We start from the raw sequence: 21,270 nt of genomic DNA on the forward strand, positions 1-21,270 counted from the left end.
CTTACCGGACGCGGTTGGTATCAGCGCAGCGCGCTCGTCGCCAGGATCTGCGCGAATGCCCACGATAACACCTGATTCGCTGCGGCAGCGCCGGGAAGGCGGAACCCCACCACTGACGGCACGCGTGTTGCTCAGGCGACTGGGCAACGTGCCGACGCCACCGTCCACCCGCGCCCATTGCCCGTACTGCGCCATGCAGTGCGGCATGCTCATCGGCGGCACACCCGACACGCCGGAGCTTGCAGGCGACGGCGACTTTCCGGTGAACCGTGGCGCGCTGTGCATCAAGGGCTGGACGTCGGCTGGCGCGCTCGCGCATGCCGACCGGTTGACGTCGCCGCTGGTCCGCAACGCCGAGGGAGCGCTGGCACCGGCCACTTGGGACGAGGCCCTCGACCGCATCGCCGATGCCATCCGTGCGCTGCAGGCCAGGTATGGCAAGGACGCGATTGGCGTGTTCGGCAGCGGCGCGCTCACCAACGAGAAGGCGTACCTGCTCGGGAAGTTCGCACGTGTGGCGCTCGGCACTCGTCACATCGATTACAACGGCCGCTTCTGCATGGCGTCGGCTGCGGCAGCCGCCAACGCAGCGTTCGGCATCGATCGAGGGTTGCCGTTTCCGCTTGCCGACATCGCCGAGGCTGAAGCCATCCTCCTGGTGGGCAGCAACGTCGCCGAGACCCTGCCGCCGGCGATGCAGTACTTCGACGCGCAGCGCCGCGCCGGCGGCCACCTGATCGTCGTCGATCCCCGCCGCACACCCACCGCCGCGGCGGCGACACTTCACCTGCCGCTCGTGCCCGGCACCGACGGCATGCTCGCCAACGGGTTGCTGCACGTCCTCATCCGCGATGGCCTGGTGGACGAGGCGTACATTGCGCAGCGCACTATTGGCTTTGCGGCGGTACGCGGCGCGGTGGCCGCGTGCTGGCCCGGGCGCGTGGAGCGCATCACCGGCGTGCCCGAGGCCGACATCGTCCGCGCGGCGCACCTGCTCGGGCGATCGCGGTCGGCGATAGTGCTCACGGCGCGAGGCGCCGAGCAGCAGGCGCAGGGCGTGGCCAATACGCTGGCCTTCATCAACATCGCGCTCGCGCTCGGCCAGGTGGGCCGGCGGGGCGGTGGCTTTGGATGCCTCACCGGGCAGGGCAACGGCCAGGGCGGCCGCGAGCACGGCCAGAAGAGCGATCAGTTGCCCGGCTATCGTTCCTTGCGCGACCCGCAGGCACGGGCACACGTCGCGGCGGTATGGGGCGTCGATCCTGACGCGCTGCCGCCACCGGGCATCTCTGCCTTCGAACTCCTCGACGCGCTCGGCACCGACAACGGCCCTCGCGGCCTCCTTGTCGTCGGGTCGAACCCGGCAGTCTCGGCACCGGCTGCCGGCCGCATCAGCAAGCGATTGCGTGCGCTCGACCTCCTCGTGGTGTGCGACTTCTTCGTGTCCGAGACCGCGGCACTGGCCGACGTCGTGCTGCCAGTCGCGATGTGGGCCGAGGAGGAAGGCACGATCACCAACCTCGAAGGCCGTGTGCTGCGCCGGCGCCGGGTCTTCGCGCCGCCCGCTGGCGTCCGCACCGACATCGAGGTGCTGCACCTGCTCGCCTCACGCCTGGGACACAGCAAGGGCTTCGCGTTTGACAGTGCCGCGGCGGTGTTCGAGGAGCTCGGGCGAGCCAGCGCAGGCGGCGCGGCCGACTATCGCGGCATCAGCCATGCGCGCCTCGACGCGGGCGAGGCTCTGTACTGGCCATGTCCCGACGAGGCCCACCCTGGGACACCGCGCCTGTTTGCCTCGGACTTCCCGACGCCGGATGGCTGCGCCCGCTTCCACGTCGTGACGCCGACCGATCCGGCCGAGGCGCCCGATCGCGAGTACCCGCTCTACCTCACGACCGGCCGCGTGCTGGCGCAGTACCAGTCGGGCACGCAGACTCGTCGCCTCCGCGAGCTCGTGGACCGCGCGCCGGTTCCGCGCGTCGAAGTACACCCGGTGACCGCCACGCAGCACGGCATCAACGCCGGCGACATCGTCACCGTCAGGACTCGACGAGGCGAGGCGACGCTGCAGGTGCACGTCACCGCGACCGCACGAGTCGACACCATCTTCGTGCCCTTCCACTGGGGCGGCCTCGGGTCGGCAAACCTGCTGACCAACCCTGCACTCGATCCGACCAGCAAGATGCCGGAATTCAAGGTGTGCGCGGCCCGCCTCGAACTCCGTGTCCCCGATATGCGCGCAGCGCAACTCGTGCGCGCCAACCAGGACGATGGCTGCGGTGTCGCCGTAGTCCCCGTGCTTCTCGACACTCGATCATGAACACACAGCGACTGGTCATCATCGGCAACGGCATGGCGGGTGCCCGCCTCGCCGAGGAAGTCGTGCGGCGGGATGTCTCCCGCAGCATCGACATCACCATCCTCGGCGACGAGCCCTACGGCAACTACAACCGGATCCTGCTGTCGGGCGTACTGGCCGGCTCGCATCGCGCCCAGGACGTGTTCATCAACCCGCTCGACTGGTATGTCGAGCACAAGGTGACGTTGCACGCAGGCGCGCCGGTGACCCGCATCGACCGCGAACGGCAGTGCGTCTACGCGGGTGGCGATCTGGCCCTGCCCTACGACGACCTCGTCATCGCCACAGGCAGCATGCCTTTCATCCCGCCGATCGAGGGCCTCCGCGGCAGCGACGGGCGACTCGCGTCCGGCGTGTACGCATTCCGCACGCTCGACGATTGTCACGACATCGTGCGTCACGCGAAGCGATCGCGCCGCGCCGCCGTGATTGGTGGCGGCCTGCTTGGACTCGAGGCGGCCCGCGGCCTGCTCGAACTCGGGCTCGAGGTGCACGTGGTGCACCTGATGCCGCACCTGATGGAGGTCCAGCTCGATCGCGCCGCCGGACGCGTCCTCGAGCGCACGCTCCGCGAGATGGGCGTGCACCTGCACCTCGAGACGGCGACCACGGGTGCCATCGGCGACGGCGCCGTCGAGGGCCTGCGCTTTGCTGACGGCACCAGCCTCGAGTGCGATCTCGTGGTGGTGTCGGCGGGCATCCGGCCCAACACGTCGCTGGCGGTGCAGGCTGGCCTCGACGTCCGCCGCGGCATCGTCGTCGGCGACGACCTGGCGACATCCGATCCGCACATCTACGCGATCGGCGAATGCTCGGAGCATCGCGGCCTGACGTATGGGCTCGTCGCGCCGCTCTGGGACCAGGCCCGCGTGCTCGCCGAGCGGCTCAGCGGCACCAGGCCTGATGCCGTGTACGAAGGCTCGCGGGTGTCCACGAAGCTGAAGGTCATGGAGGTCGATCTCGCGGTGATGGGCGAGCGCGATGCCGATCCGGACCTCGACGAAGTGGTGACGTACTCCGAGCCGGCCCGCGGCCTCTACAAGAAACTCATCGTCCGCGACGGGCGCCTGGCCGGGGCCATCGTCCTCGGTGATGGCGGCATCGCGCCGGCGCTGCTCCAGGCCTTCGACCGGGGAACGCTGCTGCCCGCCGACCGATCCGAGTTGCTCTTTCCGCGCGCGGCCGGCGCCTCGGTCGGCCAGGGTGTGCAGGCGCTTGCCGCCGATGCGCAGATCTGCAACTGCAACGGCGTCTCCAAGCAGCAGATCATCGCGGCCGTGCAGGGCGGTTGCCGCACGATGAAGGCGGTGTGCAGCGCCACGCGCGCCGGCACGGGCTGCGGATCCTGTTCGACGCTCGTGCAGGCGGTCGTCGAACTGGCAGCGGGAAGCGACCTCGAAGAAGATCCGGCAGCTCACTACTACGTGCCCGGCGTGCCGCTGCCCAAGCTGGAACTCGCCGAGGCCATCACCGCGCGCGGCCTGCGCAGCGTGTCGGCGGTGTTTGCGTCGCTGGCCGGCGGCATCGAGGACGCCGGCAGCAAGCCGGGACTCGCGTCACTGCTCAAGTCGATCTGGGGCGCCGAGTACGACGACGAACGGGATGCGCGGTTCATCAACGATCGCGTCCACGCCAACATCCAGAAGGACCGGACGTTCAGCGTCGTGCCGCGTATCTACGGCGGCGTGACGTCGGCGGCCGAACTGCGGCGGATTGCCGATGTCGCCGACAAGTACCAGGTGCCGATGGTGAAGATCACCGGCGGCCAGCGCATCGACCTGCTCGGCATCCGCAAGGAGCAGCTGCCGATGGTGTGGAAGGACCTCGGCATGCCGTCAGGGCATGCTTACACGAAGGGATTCCGCACCTGCAAGACCTGCGTCGGCACGGAGTTCTGCCGGTTCGGTGTCGGCGACAGCACCAAGCTCGGCATCGCCATCGAGCGACGCTTCCAGGGCATCGAGTCGCCAGCCAAGCTGAAGCTGGCGACGGCAGGCTGCCCACGCAACTGTTCCGAGCCGACGACCAAGGACATCGGCGCCGTCGCGATCGAGGGTGGACGCTGGGAGATTTACGTCGGCGGCGCCGCCGGCTCGCGGGTGCGCAAGGGCGACCTGCTCGTCACCGTGGACACGCACGAGGAGGTGCTGCAGCATACCGGGCGCTTCATGCAGTACTACCGCGAACGCGGCAAGTACCTCGAGCGCACCTATGACTTCGTCGAGCGGATCGGCATCGAGACGATCAGGCGCGTCCTGGTGGACGACGAGGAGGGTATCGCCGAAGCGCTGGACGAACGCATGCAGGCGGCCGTCGATGCCTACGTCGATCCGTGGCTCGAGGCCGACAAGCCAGTGCATCCGGCCCAGTTCGTCGACGTGGTCGGTGTCGGCGTCCTCGCACGGGACGGGCGGCGATGAGCGCAACCGTGTCCACGGCCGCACTCGTCAAGACGCGCAGTGTCGCGCTCGGCTCGCTCTGGCAAATCCCGCTCGGTGAAGGGCGCGTCTTCACGATCGGTGAGCGCAGTTTCGCGGTGTTCCGGGCGCGCGACGGCGGCGTCCACGCCACCGACCCGTTCTGCCCGCATCGGCAAGGACCGCTCGCCGACGGTCTGGTCGGCGCGGGCACGGTCACCTGCCCCTTCCACGGCTTCCGCTTCGATCTCCGGACCGGATGCGCGATCGGGCACGACTGTCCGCCGATCGGCACCTATCGCGTCAGCGTCGATGCCTACGGCGACATTCACCTGCACCTCGAGTAGTCCATGACCCAGCCATCCCGTTCGGGCCACACGCCCACGCTCATTGCCAGCCTGCTGCACTTCGACATGAGCTTCATGCTCTGGGTGTTGCCGGCCTCGCTCTCGGTGTTCATCGCCGAGGATTTGCACCTGTCGGCGTCGCTCAAGGGGTTGCTCGTGGCGGTGCCGATCCTCACCGGCTCGTTGCTGCGCATCCCGGTGGGGCTGCTGGCCGATCGGCTCGGCGGGCGCCTCGTGGGAGCAGCGCTGCTCGCCTTCCTGTTCCTGCCGCTGTTTGCCGGCTGGCTGTTGCCGCCGACCGTCGCCACGATGTTCCTGGTCGCCGCGGCGACTGGCGTTGCCGGTGCGTCGTTCGCCGTGGCATTGCCGTTGGCGAGCCGCTGGTACCCGCCCGAGCGTCAGGGACTGGTCATGGGCGTGGCTGCCGCTGGCAACAGCGGCACTGTCGTAGTCAACCTGGTGGCGCCGCGACTCGCGGCGGTCATGGGCTGGCCGGCGGTCTTCGGCATCGCGATGCTCCCCCTGGCACTGGTGCTGACGATATTCCTCCTCGTTGCGCGCGAGGCGCCCGGCGTGGCCCGGCCCTCCGCCGCGGCCCTGGCGCGCGTGTTCACGGCACGTGACGCCTGGTTCTTCTGCCTGTTCTATGCCGTCACGTTCGGCGGCTACGCGGGACTCTCGGCCGTCCTGCCGATCCTGTTCCGGGATCAGTACGGCGCCACACCGATCGTGGCCGGACAGGTCACCGCGATGGCGGCCGTCGTCGGCAGCTTGTCGCGGCCGTTCGGTGGTCTCGTTGCGGATCGCCTGGGCGGCGTCCGCGTCCTCGCCATCACGCTGGCGGGTGTCGCGCTCGTCTATGCGCTGGCCGCCCGACTTCCGGAGTGGCCAGGCATGCTCGCGCTCATGGTGGTCGGCATGGCGTGCCTCGGGATCGGCAACGGCGCCGTGTTCCAGTTGGTGCCCTTGCGCTTCGGTCGTGACATCGGCCTGGCGACTGGCCTTGTCGGCGCCGTTGGCGGTGTCGGCGGATTCCTCCTGCCGACGCTGCTCGGTGCCGCTCGACAGACCACCGGATCGTTTGGCGCGGCCTTCGCGGTGATGGCCGTTGGGGCTGCTGTGGTCGCTGCCCTCCTGCAGGTGCTCGCGGTCGTCCAGGACGGCTGGCGGGTCGGCTGGCGGGCGCCGGTCAGCAGCGTCGAGGAGGCTTGACGACGACGTCGGCGATCGTTTCGGCAACACGCTTTACTGAACACAGGAACACAGGAACACAGGAAGGCAGGGGGCAGGTAGCAGCCCGTGGTGAAAGTATCTCCTGAGTCGTTCCGAGGGATCGACACGATCGATCGCGCTCGATAGACTGGCTGCGCATGGCCATGGGCACCCGCCAGGATGAACAACCGCTGCTGTGGATCGCGACGTCGGACCTGCCAACGGCACCTGGGCATCCGTTCTACGCGCGGTTGAATACAGTGCTCGACGCGGCCGGCTTCGACGCGTTCGTCGAGGCGGAATGCCGTCGGTTCTACGCGGCGGTGATGGGACGCCCTGGGCTGGCGCCGGGTCGGTACTTCCGGCTGCTCCTGCTCGGGTACTTCGAGGGCCTCGGCTCCGAGCGCGGCATTGCCTGGCGTGCCGCCGATTCGCTGGCCATCCGTCGCTTCCTGCATCTGGGGCTCGAGGACGGCACGCCGGATCATTCGACGATCTCCCGCACGCGGCGGCTGATCGACATCGAGACCCATCGAGCCGTCTTCACGTGGGTGCAGACGCAGTTGGTGGCGCACGGGCTGCTGCGCGGCCAGACCGTGGCGGTCGATGCGACGACACTCGAGGCCAATGCCGCCATGCGCAGCATCGTGCGGCGCGACACGGGCGAGACCTACCAGGCCTACCTGACGCAACTCGCCGAGGCCTCCGGCATCACGACGCCCACGCGGGAGGCCCTGGCGCGCTTCGACCGGCGTCGCAAGAAGAAGAGCTCCAACCAGGAGTGGACGCACCCGGTCGATCCCGACGCGAAGATCACCAAGATGAAGAACGGGCGGACGCACCTCGCGCACAAGGCCGAGCACGCCGTCGATGTCGACAGCGGGGCGGTCGTCTCCGTGCGCGTGGACGGCGCCGACGTCGGCGACACCACCACGGTGATCGAGACCGTCGTCGACGCGACGGAGCAATTGGAACGGGCCGGCGCGCCGCACCGGCTGGAGGAGCTGATCGCCGACAAGGGCTACCACAGCAATCGGACCCTCATCGACCTGCACGCGCTCGACGTCCGTCCGTACATCGCCGAACCGGACCGCGGGCGCCGGCAATGGCGGGACCTTCCCGAAGCGAAAGCGCTCGTCTACGCGAATCGCCGACGCCTGCATGGCGCGCGTGGCGGACGACTCCGCCGGCAGCGCGCCGAGTACGTCGAACGCTCGTTCGCGCACCTCTACGAGACCGGCGCGATGCGCCGCACGCATCTGCGCGGGCATCAGAACATCCTCAAGCGGCTCCTGGTGCATGCGGGCGCCTTCAATCTTGGCCTGATCCTGCGACAACTGACCGGCTGGGGCACGCCGCGAGGCCTCCGGAGCCGCCTCGGTGCGCTCACGGGCCTCATCACGCGCTATCTCGGCCTGCTCGCCCCGCGCTGGGCCGACCTGCCGGGCACCACACCCTTGTCGGTGCCCGTGTCGACCTACACCACCGACGACCTCGGCGGTGCGCTACCGGCGTGAGTCAGTGACTTGCGCCACGGGCTGGTAGGGCCGGCTCTCCGAGCCCGGCCTTCCGCGCAGGGCCGCGTTCGGAGAACCCGCCGCGCGCCGCAGGCGAACATCGGCGGCGTGGCCGGGACTCCGACGCGTGTCGTCAGAAGATGATGCCGAACAGCCTGCGCAGCAGTTCCTCGAGCGGCATCATCGTCAGCAGCAGCGGCGCCAGTGGCAGGAGCGCGGCGACACCGACCTGGATGATCGGGTCCCGCGTGATCGGGGCGAGCCGCATGGATCGCACGACCTCGAAGCTGTTGCCGAGGTCGGCGAGTGACTGGATGTCGCCGCTGCCGAGCAACTCGTCTTCGGTCGTCGCCTTGCCTCGCACCCACTTGTCGTCGAACTCCCGCACGTAACGCGCGGCCAGCGCTCCGTATTCGCGAAGGCCGGTCCGCTTCGCGCGTGAGAGCTGAACGACGAACACGAGCAGGGGACCGAAGACCAGGCATTCCACGAAGGCGACCACCGCGCCGATTTCCATCTTGAACTGGGGCAGCGTCGCGCCGAGATGGAAGATGCGGTTGGCAATGAACCCCGCCAGCACGGCGCCATGTGCCAAGGCAAGCGGTACGAAGGCATACGCCGTTCCTGAAATGAACGCGAGACCACCGACACGGTCCGGGTGTGTCGGCATGAGCTTGAGGTCGATGCGAGAGACTTGCCAGAGCAGCCGCGCCCAGATCGACACCCGGAAATACCAGCGGAGCAGCAGGAACTGGAAGACGGGCATGCTCACGTAGCCATACCAGAGACCCGCCAGCGAGAGTCGCCCGCCCGGGCCGTCCGCTGCCGTGAACCACGTGGCCGTGTTCAGGGCCATGTACTGACGCCAGACGATGAGGACACCGACGCCATAGACGAAAGCGATGAGCAGCACTTCGGCGAGGACCGAATTACGCAGCCGCATGGCAGATGCGACTGCGGCATCGAACCTGGGTCTCGTATCGTCACCGATCAGGTTTCGGGTGAGGAACTGCTGCAGGACCATGCGCATGCGCTGGTGCACCAGCAACTCTGCGCCGACCAGCAGCGGCACCGCCACCAGGAAGCGGATGTGCACCTCGACGTCGAGCAGGAACGGGACCGAGGACGGGTCGCCCAGCACGCGTCCGCGCAGGGCCGACAGCACGAACAGCGGCAACCAGCACAGGAGCGAAATGAAGAGGATGCGGCGCCAGAGCAGGTCGAGCGCCTCGCCGCTCAGGCGCGTGGCCTGCAACAACTGATAGAGCGGCCCGCCGAGCACCAGCGAGAAATCGTGCGCGCTGGAAAAACCCGCGTCGAGCCTTCTCTTGCCGTCAACGGTTGGCGTCGGACACATCGGCTGCTCCTCATCCCCAGGCCGCGTTCGGGCCGTCATTATACGGCTGAGCGCGCTGGGCCTCCTCCCTGTCCGCCCGGGACGACTGCGGCGTTCTTGTCTTACGACTCCACGTTACGGCGATCGCATGCCTTGCGGTCGGCGAAGCTACCTGGTGGCGCGGGCGCCTTGCGCACGCACGAAGTCCGGGAGGCAAGGTGAAGAGCCTGACGCGTCCGCTCGAGAGTGTTTGGCCGATCGCGGCGCTCGCGACGGTGCTGGCGTTGTATTCGCCGCAGGCGCCTCCAGAGGCGGTGACCGAGAACAGAGCGGCACTGCCGGCCGCGGTCCGACCGGCGCCCGAGACCCCGGATCAGGACACGTTGGAAGACGTCCGGCCGGTGCTCCTCAGCATCGCCGAGGCCATGGGTCAGTCGGCGGCTCGATCCAGTGACGCGCGGCTGTCCATCACGTTGCAGGACGAACTCGCCAGCGACCGGCACGTCCCGATCGCGCAGGCGGCTGCCGATACCGATCGTACCCTTCACCAGACACGCGTCGCTGACGGGGAGTCCCAGCGCCGCCTCTCGAATGTCGCGCTGATCAGTGCGTTGGCGGCCGCCGAGCCGGTCAAGTTCGCCATTGCGATCGTTCCCGACTACGTGGATTCGCAGAGTGGATGGCTGGCCGATCACGTCGTGACTGGTCCTGTTCGGCGCCCAGGCTCTCTACCTGCATCCCGAATACGCGCCGTTCATGCGCGGTGCGCTGGTGGCCTCGACGTACCCGCTCGCACCGATTCTCGAGCCACCAGTCGGCACGGCTCGCACGACATTCGCCGGGCAGGAAGCGGTCGGGGTGTTCAGGGCGACTCAATACCTGCTGCGACGCCTCGAGAACGCGTCGGACGGCGTCCAGGGCACCTCGCTCGTCACGGACCCTCGAGATCCGAGGGTGGCCGAATCACACCAGGTGTGGCTCAGTGTGATCGGCAGCGACGCATTCTGGCCCCTCCGCGTGGCGCCAGCCCCAGGCAACACTGGCCGGCGCCTCCGAGCCACGGCCTCCACCTGGCTGATCCTGCTCGCATGCCTGCTGTTCGTGGGCGTCTTCATCGTCTCTGCGATACGGGCGCTGCTCGCGCCTCGCCAATCGAGGTCGTCCGGCATCGCGACGGACGCCGGCCGCCGCGACTATGGCGTCCTCGCTGCGCCTTCGGGAACGAAATGGACAGGCGTGGCCCATGCGTTCGCTGTCGCCCAGGCTGGCGCGGTCGTGTCCGTGCTCACGTTCGGCGCGGTCTTCATCCTGCTGTCGAGAGTGTACGGAGAAACCTCACTCGCGACCACCGTGATTGCCCTCGTAGCCTGGGGGCTCATGATCATCCTTTCACTGGTCGTCGCGTTCGACGCGGTTCACCGGGTTCGCCATGACGCGGTGCCGGCGTTGAAGGAGAGCGCGAAAGGCCTTGTCGGCCGCTGCAAGGCTGGTGGCGACGCCAACGACCTGCGCAACGTCGCCGCATTGCTACTGTGGGCTCTGCTGTACATCACGACCGTCTGGGCTGCCGTGGCCCTCGGGGCCTGGATGCTGAACGACGTCACCGCATCGCAGCCGGCACTCCAGACCATCACGTACAAGCGGCTGCTGGCAGGCGGCATTGTCTCTCCGGTGTCTGGTCTCCTCTGCATCTGCTGCGCGCTGCTGGTGCCAATTCTGTGGGACCGCAATCGCGGCACGCTGCTGGCAGACGGATATCAGCACTACGAACAGACCTCGCCGTGCTTCCGCTACCTGCTCGGGGCCGCCACTGACGAGGACACCAACCTGCGATCGCTCGCGTTCTCGCTCGATGCGCCGCTCCGCAGCCTGACGCTCCGGCGCGTGTCGTTCGTCGTCGTCGTCGCCATCGCCCTGTACGTCGCCCTGAGATGGCATGGCTTCAGCCTGGATGGCAAGGCGTTCTCGCAATTCCTGTGGCTTGCGACGTTCGGGGTTCTCCTGCGAGCGCTCGTCCAACTCATTCAGGCCATCGAGTCCTGGCGCCACCTGAGCGAGGCACTGGGACGAATCAAGCACGAGCCGTTCATTGCCGCGGCCAAGGCCGTGCACAACAAGCACCTCGCGTGGAATGTCTCGCTCTTCTCGGTGCGCGTCGGCCACATGGTGCCGGTGATTCGATTGCTGCAGCGTCTCGCCGCGACGGAGTGGGCCGCGCAGATGCCTGACGCCCGCGCGGCCATGCAGATCTTCAGCGACGAAGCCGCGAGGTCGCCGAAGATGCCCGCTGCCGTCAGCCAGACCTGGTGCGCGTCGTGGAAGGTCGTCGAGTCGGTGTTGCCGAGGGTCAGGGCAACGCTGTGGGTGCCGCACGGCGCGGCGGCTTCGGCGGCAGTCACCGGCCGCCCGGACGCGCGGTGCCAGGTGACCGATGTCGAACTCTTCATCGCGTTGCACCTCGCATTCATGCTGCGCGACATGGTGAGCCGAATCGTGTGCACGATGGGGAATGCGCTCACCAGTCTAGGGCTGCTCGTGCTCGGGCACCTGTTGTACACGTTCCAGGGCCGCAGCACGTTCCTCATCGTCGACATGCTGTTCCTGATCGCTGCCGCGGCCACCTCGCTCTGGCTCCTCGTATCGGTGGAGCGCGACTTCGTCATCAGCATGCTGCGCGACACTCGACCCGGCCGCGTGGAGTTCAATGCCACGTTCCTCCGGGGCGTTGCCGTCTATGTCGTGTTACCGGTCGTGGCGGCGCTCGGGGCCGTATTCCCCGAGATTGGCATCCATTTCACCAGCGTGCTCGACCCGCTGCGGCAGATTGCCGGCCAGTAGTGACGCCATACGGTCGCCACACTGGTGCTGCCTTCGACCCGACGCCGCGGCGACACATCGGCTTGGCGGCGCCCCACTGGCGATGGTTGTCAACCGTGCTCGTATCCGCGCTGGGATGATCGGTCGTTCATTGGGCAGGAGGGACGATGCAGCCAGGAGGAAGGGCGGAAAGCGGCGCACTGCCGGCACGCGACAGCAAGGCACCGCCGGCGACGGACTTCTACAAGCAGGTCCGTGTCGCGGGCGCGTCCGATTTCGGGCGCGAGTTCGGCGGACTTGCGTGCCCCGACGTCAAGGCGCTCGGCCAGCGTTTCCGCCAGTGCAGCAGGATCCAGTTGCCGAATTCCTCGACCGTCTCGCGGAGGTGCCCGAGCGGGTCGAGCTCGCCAACGGCTTACGCAATTTCCTGCCTGTCTGCTTTCTCGAACTCGGGCTCGCGAATACGCGCGCGGTCTGCAAGATTGATTCAAAAGGCACAAACTTCGAAGGGACGCCGGATCAGGAGTGCACCTGGACGGGTTTTCTCGTCGGCCGGAACCTCCTTCTCACGAACCACCATGTCCTGCCGTCGCTCGACGCGGCGCGCGAGGCGATCTGCCTGTTCAACTTCCAGCTCGGCGTGACGTTCTCGCCGCTGGAGACAATCGGCATCCGGCTTCAGCCCGATCGCCTCACCAGCCGGTTGACCTTGACGAGTTCGACGCCGAACCGCGGCTCCTCAAACTGACGAGTTGGGCTCCACCGGCGTGATTGGGCGTGCGTTGATCGTGCGGCCTCCGTTGACCGACGGTCAGCAGCGGTCGCGTCCAATACAAGAACGCTCAGCTGCGCCCCTGCGGACAGCCGTCGCGAGCCGCCGCGCAGGACACTGCGTCTATGTGCCGAAGGGGCCTCGGACGCGAATCCGAGGTGGCAGCCACATCAGGCTGTGGGGCGCGATGCCGCGAAGACGGCGGTCGCTTGGACGTCAAACTGATTTGCTGGTAAGGTCCGGTGATGGCGGAGGTGACGCACACCACGACGCCAGTCGCGTCGCTCGCGGGCGCCTCCCGAGCCCTTCGGCAGTCGGTCACATGGCGATTCGCCACGGTGGCGTTGTTCATCGGCGTCCTCTGGGCGGCCGCCTCGTTTCTCACCCGTACGGCGCACGACCAGCGAGTCACGCGCGCCGACGCCGCTGCGACGCGTGCGGCCACAGCGGCGGCGGCAGGCCGGCGCGACAATGCGGTGGCGCTGTTGCGCGAAGCGGTCGGGCTGGAACCTCGCCACCCCGACTACCGCCTCGCCCTCGCGAAGGCCCTGGTCGCCGTCGGGCGGTCGGCCGAAGCCGAACCGTACGTGCAGGAGGTCTTGCGGCAGCAGCCGGTCAACGGCGAGGCCAACCTCGTGCTCGCACGCATCTTCGAGCAGGCCGGCAGTAACGACGAAGCCGAGCGCACCTACTACAGGGCCATCTACGGCCGGTGGCCGCCTGCGGCACAGCCGCTGCGCATGCGCGCACGTGTCGAACTCGTCGACCATTACCGGCGGTTGGGTGAGCGAAGTCGCTTGCGGGCGGCGCTGCTCGAACTGTCCAACGCGTTTCCCGGCGATCGCGAGTTGCAGCTGCAGGCGGGCCGCGACCTCCTGGCCGAAGGGTTCACTGACGACGCGGCGCGACAGCTGCGTGTCGTGACGGAGCGGTTCTCCGACGCCGGAGACGCGCTCGCCCTGCTGGCCAGGGCCGAATTCGCGCGACGCAACTACGTCGACGCCTATGCGGCGGCCGGCCGCGTGCTGGCCGATGGCCGGCGCAACGAGGAGATGACCGCGCTGCGGGTGCTGACTGCGCGCATCCTGGCCCTCGACCCGGATCAGCGACGCCTGTCGTCACGGGAACGGCTCTCGCGGTTGCGCGCGCTGCTCGGTGAGGTACGTGGACACCTCATGAGCTGCGATGCGCGTGCCGACGTTGCCGCCATGCGTCCCCTGATCGAGCAGTGGCTGACACGGCAGAGTACGGACGCCGAACTCGGGCGCACCCTGCTCGAGGCCGCCGCACGGCGGATGCCGGCCAGCTGCCTGCCCTCTCCGCAGTCGTCCGCCGTCGGGCGCATCCTGGCCGACCTCGGCGGCGAGTCGCCGCGATGAACGAGCGCCGTCCTACGCCGTTGCTCCGCGCCTGGGTGCTGACCGACGCCCAGCGCTTCCTTCTGCTGGCCGTGCTGATCGGCGTCAGCACGGGGCTGCTCGTCGTCTGCTTCCACACGTCGATCGAACTGATCGACTTCTCGGTCCACGACACCGGCACCGCACCCTTGATGCGCGTGCTCTGGCCCGCGCTCGGGGCCGCGGCGGCGGCGCTGATCGTGCGCGTGATCCCCGCCAGCGCCGGCAGCGGCATCGTCCAGACGAAATCCGCGCTGTACGTCTCCAACGGGCACATCTCGTTTGCCGCCGTGCCAGGCAAGTTCGCCGCGTGCGCGCTGTCGATCGGTACGGGGACGCCGCTCGGTCCCGAAGATCCGGCATTGCTGATGGGGGCGGGGATTGCCTCGCGGCTCGGCCGCGTGTTCAACCTGTCCCAGCGTTCGATGCGGCTGATTGCGCCGACCGGGGCAGCGGCAGGCATTGCGGCCGCATTCAACACGCCGATCACGGGCGTGTTGTTCGTGATGGAGGAGGTCGTGGCCGGGTTCGACGCCGCCGTCATGGGGTCGATCGTGCTCGCGGCGGTCTCGTCGGTGGTCACGTCGAGGCTCTTTCTCGGCGACAGTCCCCTCTTCAGCGCGCCCGAGGTCGTGGCGATCGGGGGCTGGCGTGCGTTGCTCTCGTACGTCGTGCTGGGAGTGACGGCGGGCCTCTTCGCCACCACGTACGTGCGCGTGATGACCCTGCTGCGGTACCGTCTCGGCGCCATTCACCTCCCGCCATTGGTGGGCCCCCTCTGCGCGGGCCTGATGGTCGGCGCGGTCGGACTCGTCTGGCCGGACGTATTGGGAACCGGGTATCGCGCCATGGACGCCGCGCTGCACAACCAGTACGCGTGGTCGACGATGGCCATGCTTGCGGTGGTCAAGATGCTCGTGTCGGGCGTGGCGTTCGGGGCCGGTACGCCCGGCGGGCTGTTTGCGCCGACGCTCTTCCTCGGCGTGATGTTGGGTGGAGCGTTCGGTGGGCTGGCGCCAGGCTGGCTACCAGTGGCCGCGGGGCCGCAAGGCACGTTGGTCCTGGCAGGCATGGCGGCGATGTTTGCCGGCGTCTTCCGCGCGCCGATGACTGCCGTGTTCATGGCGTTCGAGTTGAGTGGCACGGCCGAGAGCATCGTGCCGGCGATGATTACCGCGACCCTGGCGTTCCTGGTCGCGCGGCAACTGCATCGCCAGTCGATCCTCGACGTCGTGGCCGAGCACGAAGGCGCCGTCCTCCCGTCGGCACGTCTGGTCCGGCCGGATGCGCCTCTGCACGTCGAGGATGCCGCGACGCCGGTGTCCGATCACGTCCTGGTGGTGAACACGACGTGGTCTGCGCCCGAGGCGTTGGCCCATATCCAGTCGTCATCGGCGGAAAGCGCACTCGTGTTTGGCGCCAACGGCCGCTGGATGCTCCTTGACGTGGCCGCGTTGCGCAGCGCGATGGCGGATGAGCAGGCCTGGGAGGCGTTCAAGACGGGAAGCGCGCCCTCGGTCGATGGCCGGCCCCTCGAGTATCGCAACGTGGAGCCGGTCTACCCGGATGAGTGGCTCGACGTCGCCCTGCGACAACTCGCCAGGGCCCCCGTCGTCCCCGTGATCTCACGGCTCGATCACCGGCACCTGCTTGGCGTGGTCACGGGCGATGACGTCCGTCGCGCGTACGGCTTCGAGCGTGCCTCGCCGCCGGCGTGATCGTGACAAGGATGGTAGGGCTCCGAGCGCGGCCCGTGTTGGGCCGGGTTCGGAGAACCGGCCCTACCATCGTCGCGCGGCCAAGGCCTCGGCCGTCCAGGTCTACCAATCGATACGCTTCGCGCGTGGACGCCGCGCTCGCTATGATGCCGGATGCGCACATTGCCGAATTCGGCCGACCTGCCGGATGTGCTCGCGTTCATGCAGGGCCTGTGGGCGGTCGTCCATCGCATGGAACGCCTCTCCAAGCAGATGGGCGCGAGTGTCGGCGTCACCGGTCCGCAGCGCCTGGTCCTGCGGATGATCGCGCTGTTCCCCGGACTTTCCGCAGGTGACCTCGCGGCGGTGCTGCATTTGCACCCGAGCACGCTGACCGGTGTCCTGCGACGGCTGGAAGCGCAAGCGCTCGTGGCGCGCACATCGGACCCCGAGGATCGACGGCGCACCGTCCTGCGGCTGACGCGGCGTGGAGCACGCGCCAGCGCCAGCACGAAGGGCACCGTCGAAGGGGCCGTGGCCGTCGCCTTCGCCAGGACCGGACAGAACCACCGCGCCGCGACGCGCCGCTTCCTGGACCAGTTGGCGACCTGCCTCGACCGCGAGATCGCGCGCACGCGGTAGGTGCGCGGCCACGCGTTCCCCGACGCAGGCGTGGCGCCAGCGCACGGGGACGCGCGTAGACCTTCGCTCCACTGCGACTACGACTAGGGCGCAACCGTGAGCGTGTTGTTGATCGTGTAGCCCTTGGCGTGCTGCTGGGCAATCTTCTCTGCTATCGCCTTCTGCTCGGCCGTCTTCACGGTGCCCTTGAGCACGACTGTCTTGGTGCTCGCGCTCGTGTCGACGTTGATGTTGCTCGCATCGACGCGGCCGTCCGCGATCAACGCCGACTTGACGTCGACCGTTTCCGCGCCAGCGACCACCTTCTCGGTATTCTTCTCCGCGTCGGTCTTCACACCTTTCGCGGTGTTGGCGCACCCGCCGGCGAGCAACGTGACCATCACGACGGCAGTGGGTAGCAGAGCGATACGTAAGTCGCGCATGAGTTCCTCCGTGCCTGCTGCAACATGCAGCGGCTGATGCAGGACCTTGCAGGATGTGCGCCAGTTCGTGAGGCGCTGCCTGCTGTCGAGCGTGACAATGCCGGAATACCGGAATACGGGAATACGGGAATACGGAATGCTGGAATGCTGGATTGTCGAGATCGCTGGAATGTCGAGATCAGCCCCAACGTCGGCTGCAGTTACGGCGGAGGCAGGACCGTGGCTGTTGCGCCCTCGGGCCAGACGCGTTAGCGTGCGAAGCGAACCGCCTGCCTCCATCGTTGGGACGCCGCGGAACGGGACACAGTCATGCGCAAGACGGGATGGACGTGCGGAGCAGTGCTTCTCACATTGGCGTTGGTGTCAGCGGCCGAGGGACAGGATATGCCCGCTGACTACAAGGCGGCGATGACGACGCTGGGGCGCAGCGGCGACTTCAAGGACGGCGTGCTGAAGGTGAACATCCCGCGCACCGACCTGAAGGTCACCATTCACGAACGGCCGGTTCCGACGCCGCTCGGGTTCGGTGGGTGGGTGGCGATGACCAGGGGTGACGGCGGCCATGAGGTCCTGATGGGCGACCTCGTCCTCACCGAGGACGAAGTGAATCCGGTGATGTCGGCCTTGCTCGACAACGGGATTGACGTCACCGCACTGCACAACCACTTCTTCTGGGAACAACCGCGGATCTTCTACATGCACCTGCACGGCATGGGTACCGCGGCTGAGCTGGCGACGCGTTTGAAGCCGGCGATGGCCTTGATCGACAAGGCGATGCGCGCTGCGCCCCAGGGGCCGGCAGCTGCGGCTCCGGCGCCGACGGGCGTGACCGCCGCCACTGTTGCCGGCATCATCGGTCATCAGGGCGAGCAGAGCGGGCCGGTCTACAAGATCACGATCGGGCGACCGGACATCACGGTCCGGGAGCACGGCGCGCTGATCAATGCGCGCATGGGCTTGAACACATGGGCGGCATTCGCCGGTTCCGACAGTGAAGCGCTGGTCGCGGGCGACGTGGCGATGCTGGCCCAGGAGGTCACGCCGGTGCTGAAGGCCCTGCGTGCCAGTGGCATCGACGTCGTGTCCATCCACCATCACATGACCGCGACCCAACCGGATGTGTACTTCCTGCACTACCTGGGGTCCGGGCCGGCTGACAAGCTGGCGCGCGGCGTGCGTGCGGCACTCGACCTGCTCGGAAAACCGGCGCCGAAGTCGTAGGCGCGCGATTCACGGCTCAGGGCTCAAGGCCCAAGTCTCAAGTCTCAAGTCTCAGGGCTCAGGGGCAAGTCTCAGGGCTCAGGGCTCAGGTCTCAAGCCTGACGGCCATCTCTTGAGCCGTCCAAGCCCGCTACGTCTGAGGCTCGAGACTGATCACGCTGCCGTCGGTCGACCTGACTTGTCCACCGTAGCCGTGGCGAAAGTGGAAGGTCGACGGCTACGTGCAAAGTGTGTCGTAGCGGTCGACCTTAGTCGACCGTCGTCGCTCGGTTGGCGGCGCGTCGAGCAAGCTCGACGCCTACGTCCAGGGAGCGTTGACGCGTGGAATGCGGCGTTCGGCGTTCGGCGTTCGACGTTCAGCGTTCGTCCCGGTGCCCGGTACCCGGTGCCCGGTACCCGGTGCCCGGTACCCGGTGCCCGGTACCCGGTACCCGTCCTACTCCCGTATCGCCTCGGCGGGTGCAATCCGCAGCGCCCGCCGCGTCGGCACGGCCGCGGCCAGGAGCGCGACGGCCGCGAGCACGACCATCCCGAGGACGTACGTCCACGGTTCGTGAGGTGTCACGCCGAACATCAGGCTTGCCCCGTACGGTGTGAGTGCGAGCGCTGCCGGCAGTCCCAGCGCCACTCCCGCAGCCACCTGCCACAACACCTCGCGGTAGGTCATCCACGCGACGTGTGATCGCGGTGCGCCGAGCGCCATCCGGACCGCGAACTCGGTCCGGCGTCGCGCGACCGCATCAGTGAGGACGCCGTACAGTCCGACCATGGCCAGCCCGATTGCCAGGATCGCCAACGTCGTCGCCAGCATGGAGAGCAACCGCTCGCCAACCAGCGTCACGTCGATCTGCTCGTCGATCGCGAGCACGTCGGAGACGAGCGTGCGCGAGTGGACGGCGCGCACCTGGTCCGCGAGGATGCGGGCGAGCAGGGCAGGGGGACGACTCGAGGCGACGGATAGTGTGACGCGTTCGGGGCTGTCGGCCTGGTGCCAGAGCGACAGGTAGGTCATCGGCGGCGCCACGTCGCGGATGGCGCGGTGTTTGTGGTCGTTCACGATCCCGACGATCTGGAAGCGGCCGTACTCGCCGAAGTCGAGTGTCTCGCCGAGCGGGTTGCGCCCGCCGAAGAACTTCGTCACCGCCGCCTGGTTGACGACGGCGACCGGCGTACCGGTGCCATCACTCGCGGTCAGGGTGCGGCCGGCACGGATGTCGATACCGAAGGTCTGGAAGTAGTCGTCGGCGACGAGGTTCACCTTGATGGTGCGATCGCGATCGCTCTGGGGCTCGTAGCCCGCGATGGAGACGAACCGCCCCCGATCCCTGCCCGACAGCGGCGTCAGCACCGACAGCGATGCGGACTGGACTCCTGGCACCGCGCGTACGCGACGCAGGGTGTCGCGCCAGAAGGCCGCGCGCGCCTCGCGATCCTGTGGCGGCGTGCCGAGGTGCAGCGGCGTGATGGACATGGTCAGCACCTGCGTCGGACGGAAGCCGAGGTCGACGGCGCGCAGGTTCGCCATCGTCCGCATCGCCATGATCGCGGCGACGAGCAGCACCAGCGAGAGCGCGAACTGGCCGGCCACGGCGAACCGCGCCACCCGGGACAGGTGCGCCGAGCCGGCGAGCCGCGTGCCGTGCCCATGCGAGGACGAGGAGGCATGACCTCGGCGGAGGAGGCGGATCGCGGGCCAGAGGCCGGTGATCAGGCCTGAAGCAAGCGTGACGCTGGCGGCAAACACGCCCACGCGCCAATCCCACCGCGCGTCGACGAGAATCGGACTGCGTCCTCCGGCAAACAGTCCGGTCAGGAACGTGACGGCCACGTGCGCAACGCCCACCGCGAGCAGCGCACCCGTCGCAAACAGCAGCAACGCCTCGGTCAGCAGCTGGCGGCACAGCCGGCCGGTGCCCGCCCCGGAGGCAATTCGTACGGCGAGTTCTCGCTCGCGCGTCGCGCCGCGTACCAGCAGCAAAGTGCCCAGATTGAGGCACGTAATCAGGAGGACGGCGCCCGAGACGAGGACGAGGGCGTGCAGAGGCGTCTGGAACCGCCGGCGCAACTGGTCGAGGCCTTGTCCGGCCGGCACGAGGATCAGTCGATTGAAATGGGTGCGCCTCAGGCTCGCGGTCGGCGAGCCTGGCGCCATGCCGCCCATGAACGTCTGGAAGATGGCGTCCACCTGCGCGGTCGCGGCCTCGAGCGACGTGCCCGGTGCCACGCGTGCCACGGCCTCGAACCACCAGGTGTCGGCGTTTGCCAGCAAGTTGTTTTCGAAGGTGATCGGCAGGGTCACGTCGATGTGTCGGCCTGGCACCAGGCCCGTGAACGCGGCCGGCGTGACCCCAACGATGGTGAAAGGCCGGTCGCGAAAGCCGATGCTGCGCCCGAGCGCTTGTGCCGCGCCGCCGAACCGCCGCTGCGCGTACGCGTGTGACACGACCGCGACGGGCCGCCTCGCCTGCTCGTCGGCCATCGTGGTCAGGCGTCCGGCCGCCGGGGAGAGGCCGAGTACGTCGAAATAGGTGCCGGAGGCGACCTGGCCGCTGACCTGCTCGGTCTCCCCGTCCACCTCGAGGTAGAGGTCGTCGCTGGCAAACGCCGCCATGCCCGTGAACGCTGACGTCTCCTCGCGCAGGCGCGCGAAAACCGGATAGGGCGGCGCGCCGCCGACGCTCTCCGTGCCCGCCGCCTTGATGAAGACGAGGTCCTGCGGACTCGCGACAGGCAGCATTCGCCACAGCACCGCGTCCGCGATGCTGTAGACCCCCGTCGTGGCCCCGAGCCCCAGGGCCAGCGAGAGCAGCGCCGTTGCCGTGAAGACGGGAGATCGCGCAAGCCATCGGGTTGCGTACCGCAGATCGCGCATCAGGTCGTCGATCAGTCCGACCCGGCGCGTGTCGCGACAGCGCTCGCGCGCGAGATCCATCGAGCCGAATGCCCTGCGGGCCGCTTGCTGCGCCTCGGACGCGTCCACGCCGGCCTCGAGCGCTTCGCGGGTCAACGCATCGAGGTGCAGGCGGAGCTCGCGGTCGAGCTCATCCTCGACGCGGGACGACAGGAACACGGAACGCAGGCGATGCCGCAACAGCCGGAGGCGTCGCATGATAC

General features: G+C 68.3%; 14 protein-coding genes. 11 read left to right on the plus strand and 3 right to left on the minus strand.

Annotated elements, in window-relative coordinates; translation table 11 throughout:
* The first annotated feature begins 193 nt into the window (after positions 1-193).
* The 5 genes from LuPra_RS07510 to LuPra_RS07530 all read left to right on the plus strand — a co-directional run bounded on the left by LuPra_RS07510 (position 194) and on the right by LuPra_RS07530 (position 7,852).
* Complete coding sequence (locus LuPra_RS07510) at positions 194-2,320, plus strand: molybdopterin oxidoreductase family protein (protein ID WP_418001406.1); 2,127 nt, start codon at positions 194-196, stop codon at positions 2,318-2,320.
* Positions 2,317-4,779: a nitrite reductase large subunit NirB gene (gene nirB / locus LuPra_RS07515; RefSeq protein ID WP_110170177.1), complete on the plus strand. Its 2,463-nt coding sequence runs from the start codon at positions 2,317-2,319 to the stop codon at positions 4,777-4,779. Before LuPra_RS07510 ends, nirB begins: the two co-directional genes overlap by 4 nt.
* A gap of 8 nt (positions 4,780-4,787) precedes the next feature.
* Entirely contained in the window at positions 4,788-5,123 is a 336-nt protein-coding gene (locus LuPra_RS07520) for a Rieske (2Fe-2S) protein (RefSeq protein WP_234800777.1), read from the plus strand.
* A 3-nt stretch (positions 5,124-5,126) separates the two neighbouring features.
* Complete coding sequence (locus tag LuPra_RS07525) at positions 5,127-6,335, plus strand: MFS transporter (RefSeq protein WP_110170179.1); 1,209 nt, start codon at positions 5,127-5,129, stop codon at positions 6,333-6,335.
* 158 nt (positions 6,336-6,493) lie between these two features.
* A complete protein-coding gene (locus tag LuPra_RS07530; protein ID WP_234800548.1) occupies positions 6,494-7,852 on the plus strand; it encodes a transposase in 1,359 nt (452 codons plus the stop codon).
* A 133-nt stretch (positions 7,853-7,985) separates the two neighbouring features.
* Here LuPra_RS07530 and LuPra_RS07535 read toward each other — a convergent pair whose 3' ends face one another.
* Positions 7,986-9,209 (minus strand): hypothetical protein, encoded by a 1,224-nt coding sequence (locus LuPra_RS07535; RefSeq protein WP_234800778.1) that lies wholly within the window; start codon positions 9,207-9,209, stop codon positions 7,986-7,988.
* A 735-nt stretch (positions 9,210-9,944) separates the two neighbouring features.
* Here LuPra_RS07535 and LuPra_RS07545 point away from each other — a divergent pair.
* The 5 genes from LuPra_RS07545 to LuPra_RS07565 all read left to right on the plus strand — a co-directional run bounded on the left by LuPra_RS07545 (position 9,945) and on the right by LuPra_RS07565 (position 16,513).
* A complete protein-coding gene (locus LuPra_RS07545) occupies positions 9,945-12,026 on the plus strand; it encodes a hypothetical protein (RefSeq protein ID WP_110170181.1) in 2,082 nt (693 codons plus the stop codon).
* 319 nt (positions 12,027-12,345) lie between these two features.
* The gene (locus LuPra_RS07550; protein WP_110170182.1) at positions 12,346-12,753 is read left to right on the plus strand and encodes a trypsin-like serine peptidase; all 408 of its coding nucleotides are present in this window, start codon (positions 12,346-12,348) and stop codon (positions 12,751-12,753) included.
* Positions 12,754-13,022: 269 nt separating this feature from the next.
* Positions 13,023-14,156 (plus strand): tetratricopeptide repeat protein, encoded by a 1,134-nt coding sequence (locus tag LuPra_RS07555; protein WP_110170183.1) that lies wholly within the window; start codon positions 13,023-13,025, stop codon positions 14,154-14,156.
* On the plus strand, positions 14,153-15,892 hold the full coding sequence (locus tag LuPra_RS07560) for a chloride channel protein (RefSeq protein WP_110170184.1): 1,740 nt from the start codon (positions 14,153-14,155) through the stop codon (positions 15,890-15,892). The genes LuPra_RS07555 and LuPra_RS07560 overlap by 4 nt, the downstream gene beginning before the upstream one ends.
* A 153-nt stretch (positions 15,893-16,045) precedes the next feature.
* A complete protein-coding gene (locus LuPra_RS07565; RefSeq protein WP_110170185.1) occupies positions 16,046-16,513 on the plus strand; it encodes a MarR family winged helix-turn-helix transcriptional regulator in 468 nt (155 codons plus the stop codon).
* Between the two features lie 83 nt (positions 16,514-16,596).
* On the opposite strand, the gene LuPra_RS07570 is transcribed toward LuPra_RS07565, so the two are convergent.
* Complete coding sequence (locus LuPra_RS07570; protein WP_110170186.1) at positions 16,597-17,214, minus strand: BON domain-containing protein; 618 nt, start codon at positions 17,212-17,214, stop codon at positions 16,597-16,599.
* A gap of 105 nt (positions 17,215-17,319) precedes the next feature.
* Here LuPra_RS07570 and LuPra_RS07575 point away from each other — a divergent pair, with 105 nt between their 5' ends.
* Positions 17,320-18,156 (plus strand): DUF1259 domain-containing protein, encoded by an 837-nt coding sequence (locus LuPra_RS07575; protein WP_234800779.1) that lies wholly within the window; start codon positions 17,320-17,322, stop codon positions 18,154-18,156.
* Positions 18,157-18,592: 436 nt separating this feature from the next.
* Here the strand turns inward: LuPra_RS07575 and LuPra_RS07585 are convergent, their stop codons facing one another.
* Entirely contained in the window at positions 18,593-21,265 is a 2,673-nt protein-coding gene (locus LuPra_RS07585) for an ADOP family duplicated permease (protein WP_110170188.1), read from the minus strand.
* Positions 21,266-21,270: the final 5 nt, after the last annotated feature.

Origin of the sequence: Luteitalea pratensis, from assembly GCF_001618865.1 — a bacterium.
Lineage (GTDB): Bacteria > Acidobacteriota > Vicinamibacteria > Vicinamibacterales > Vicinamibacteraceae > Luteitalea > Luteitalea pratensis.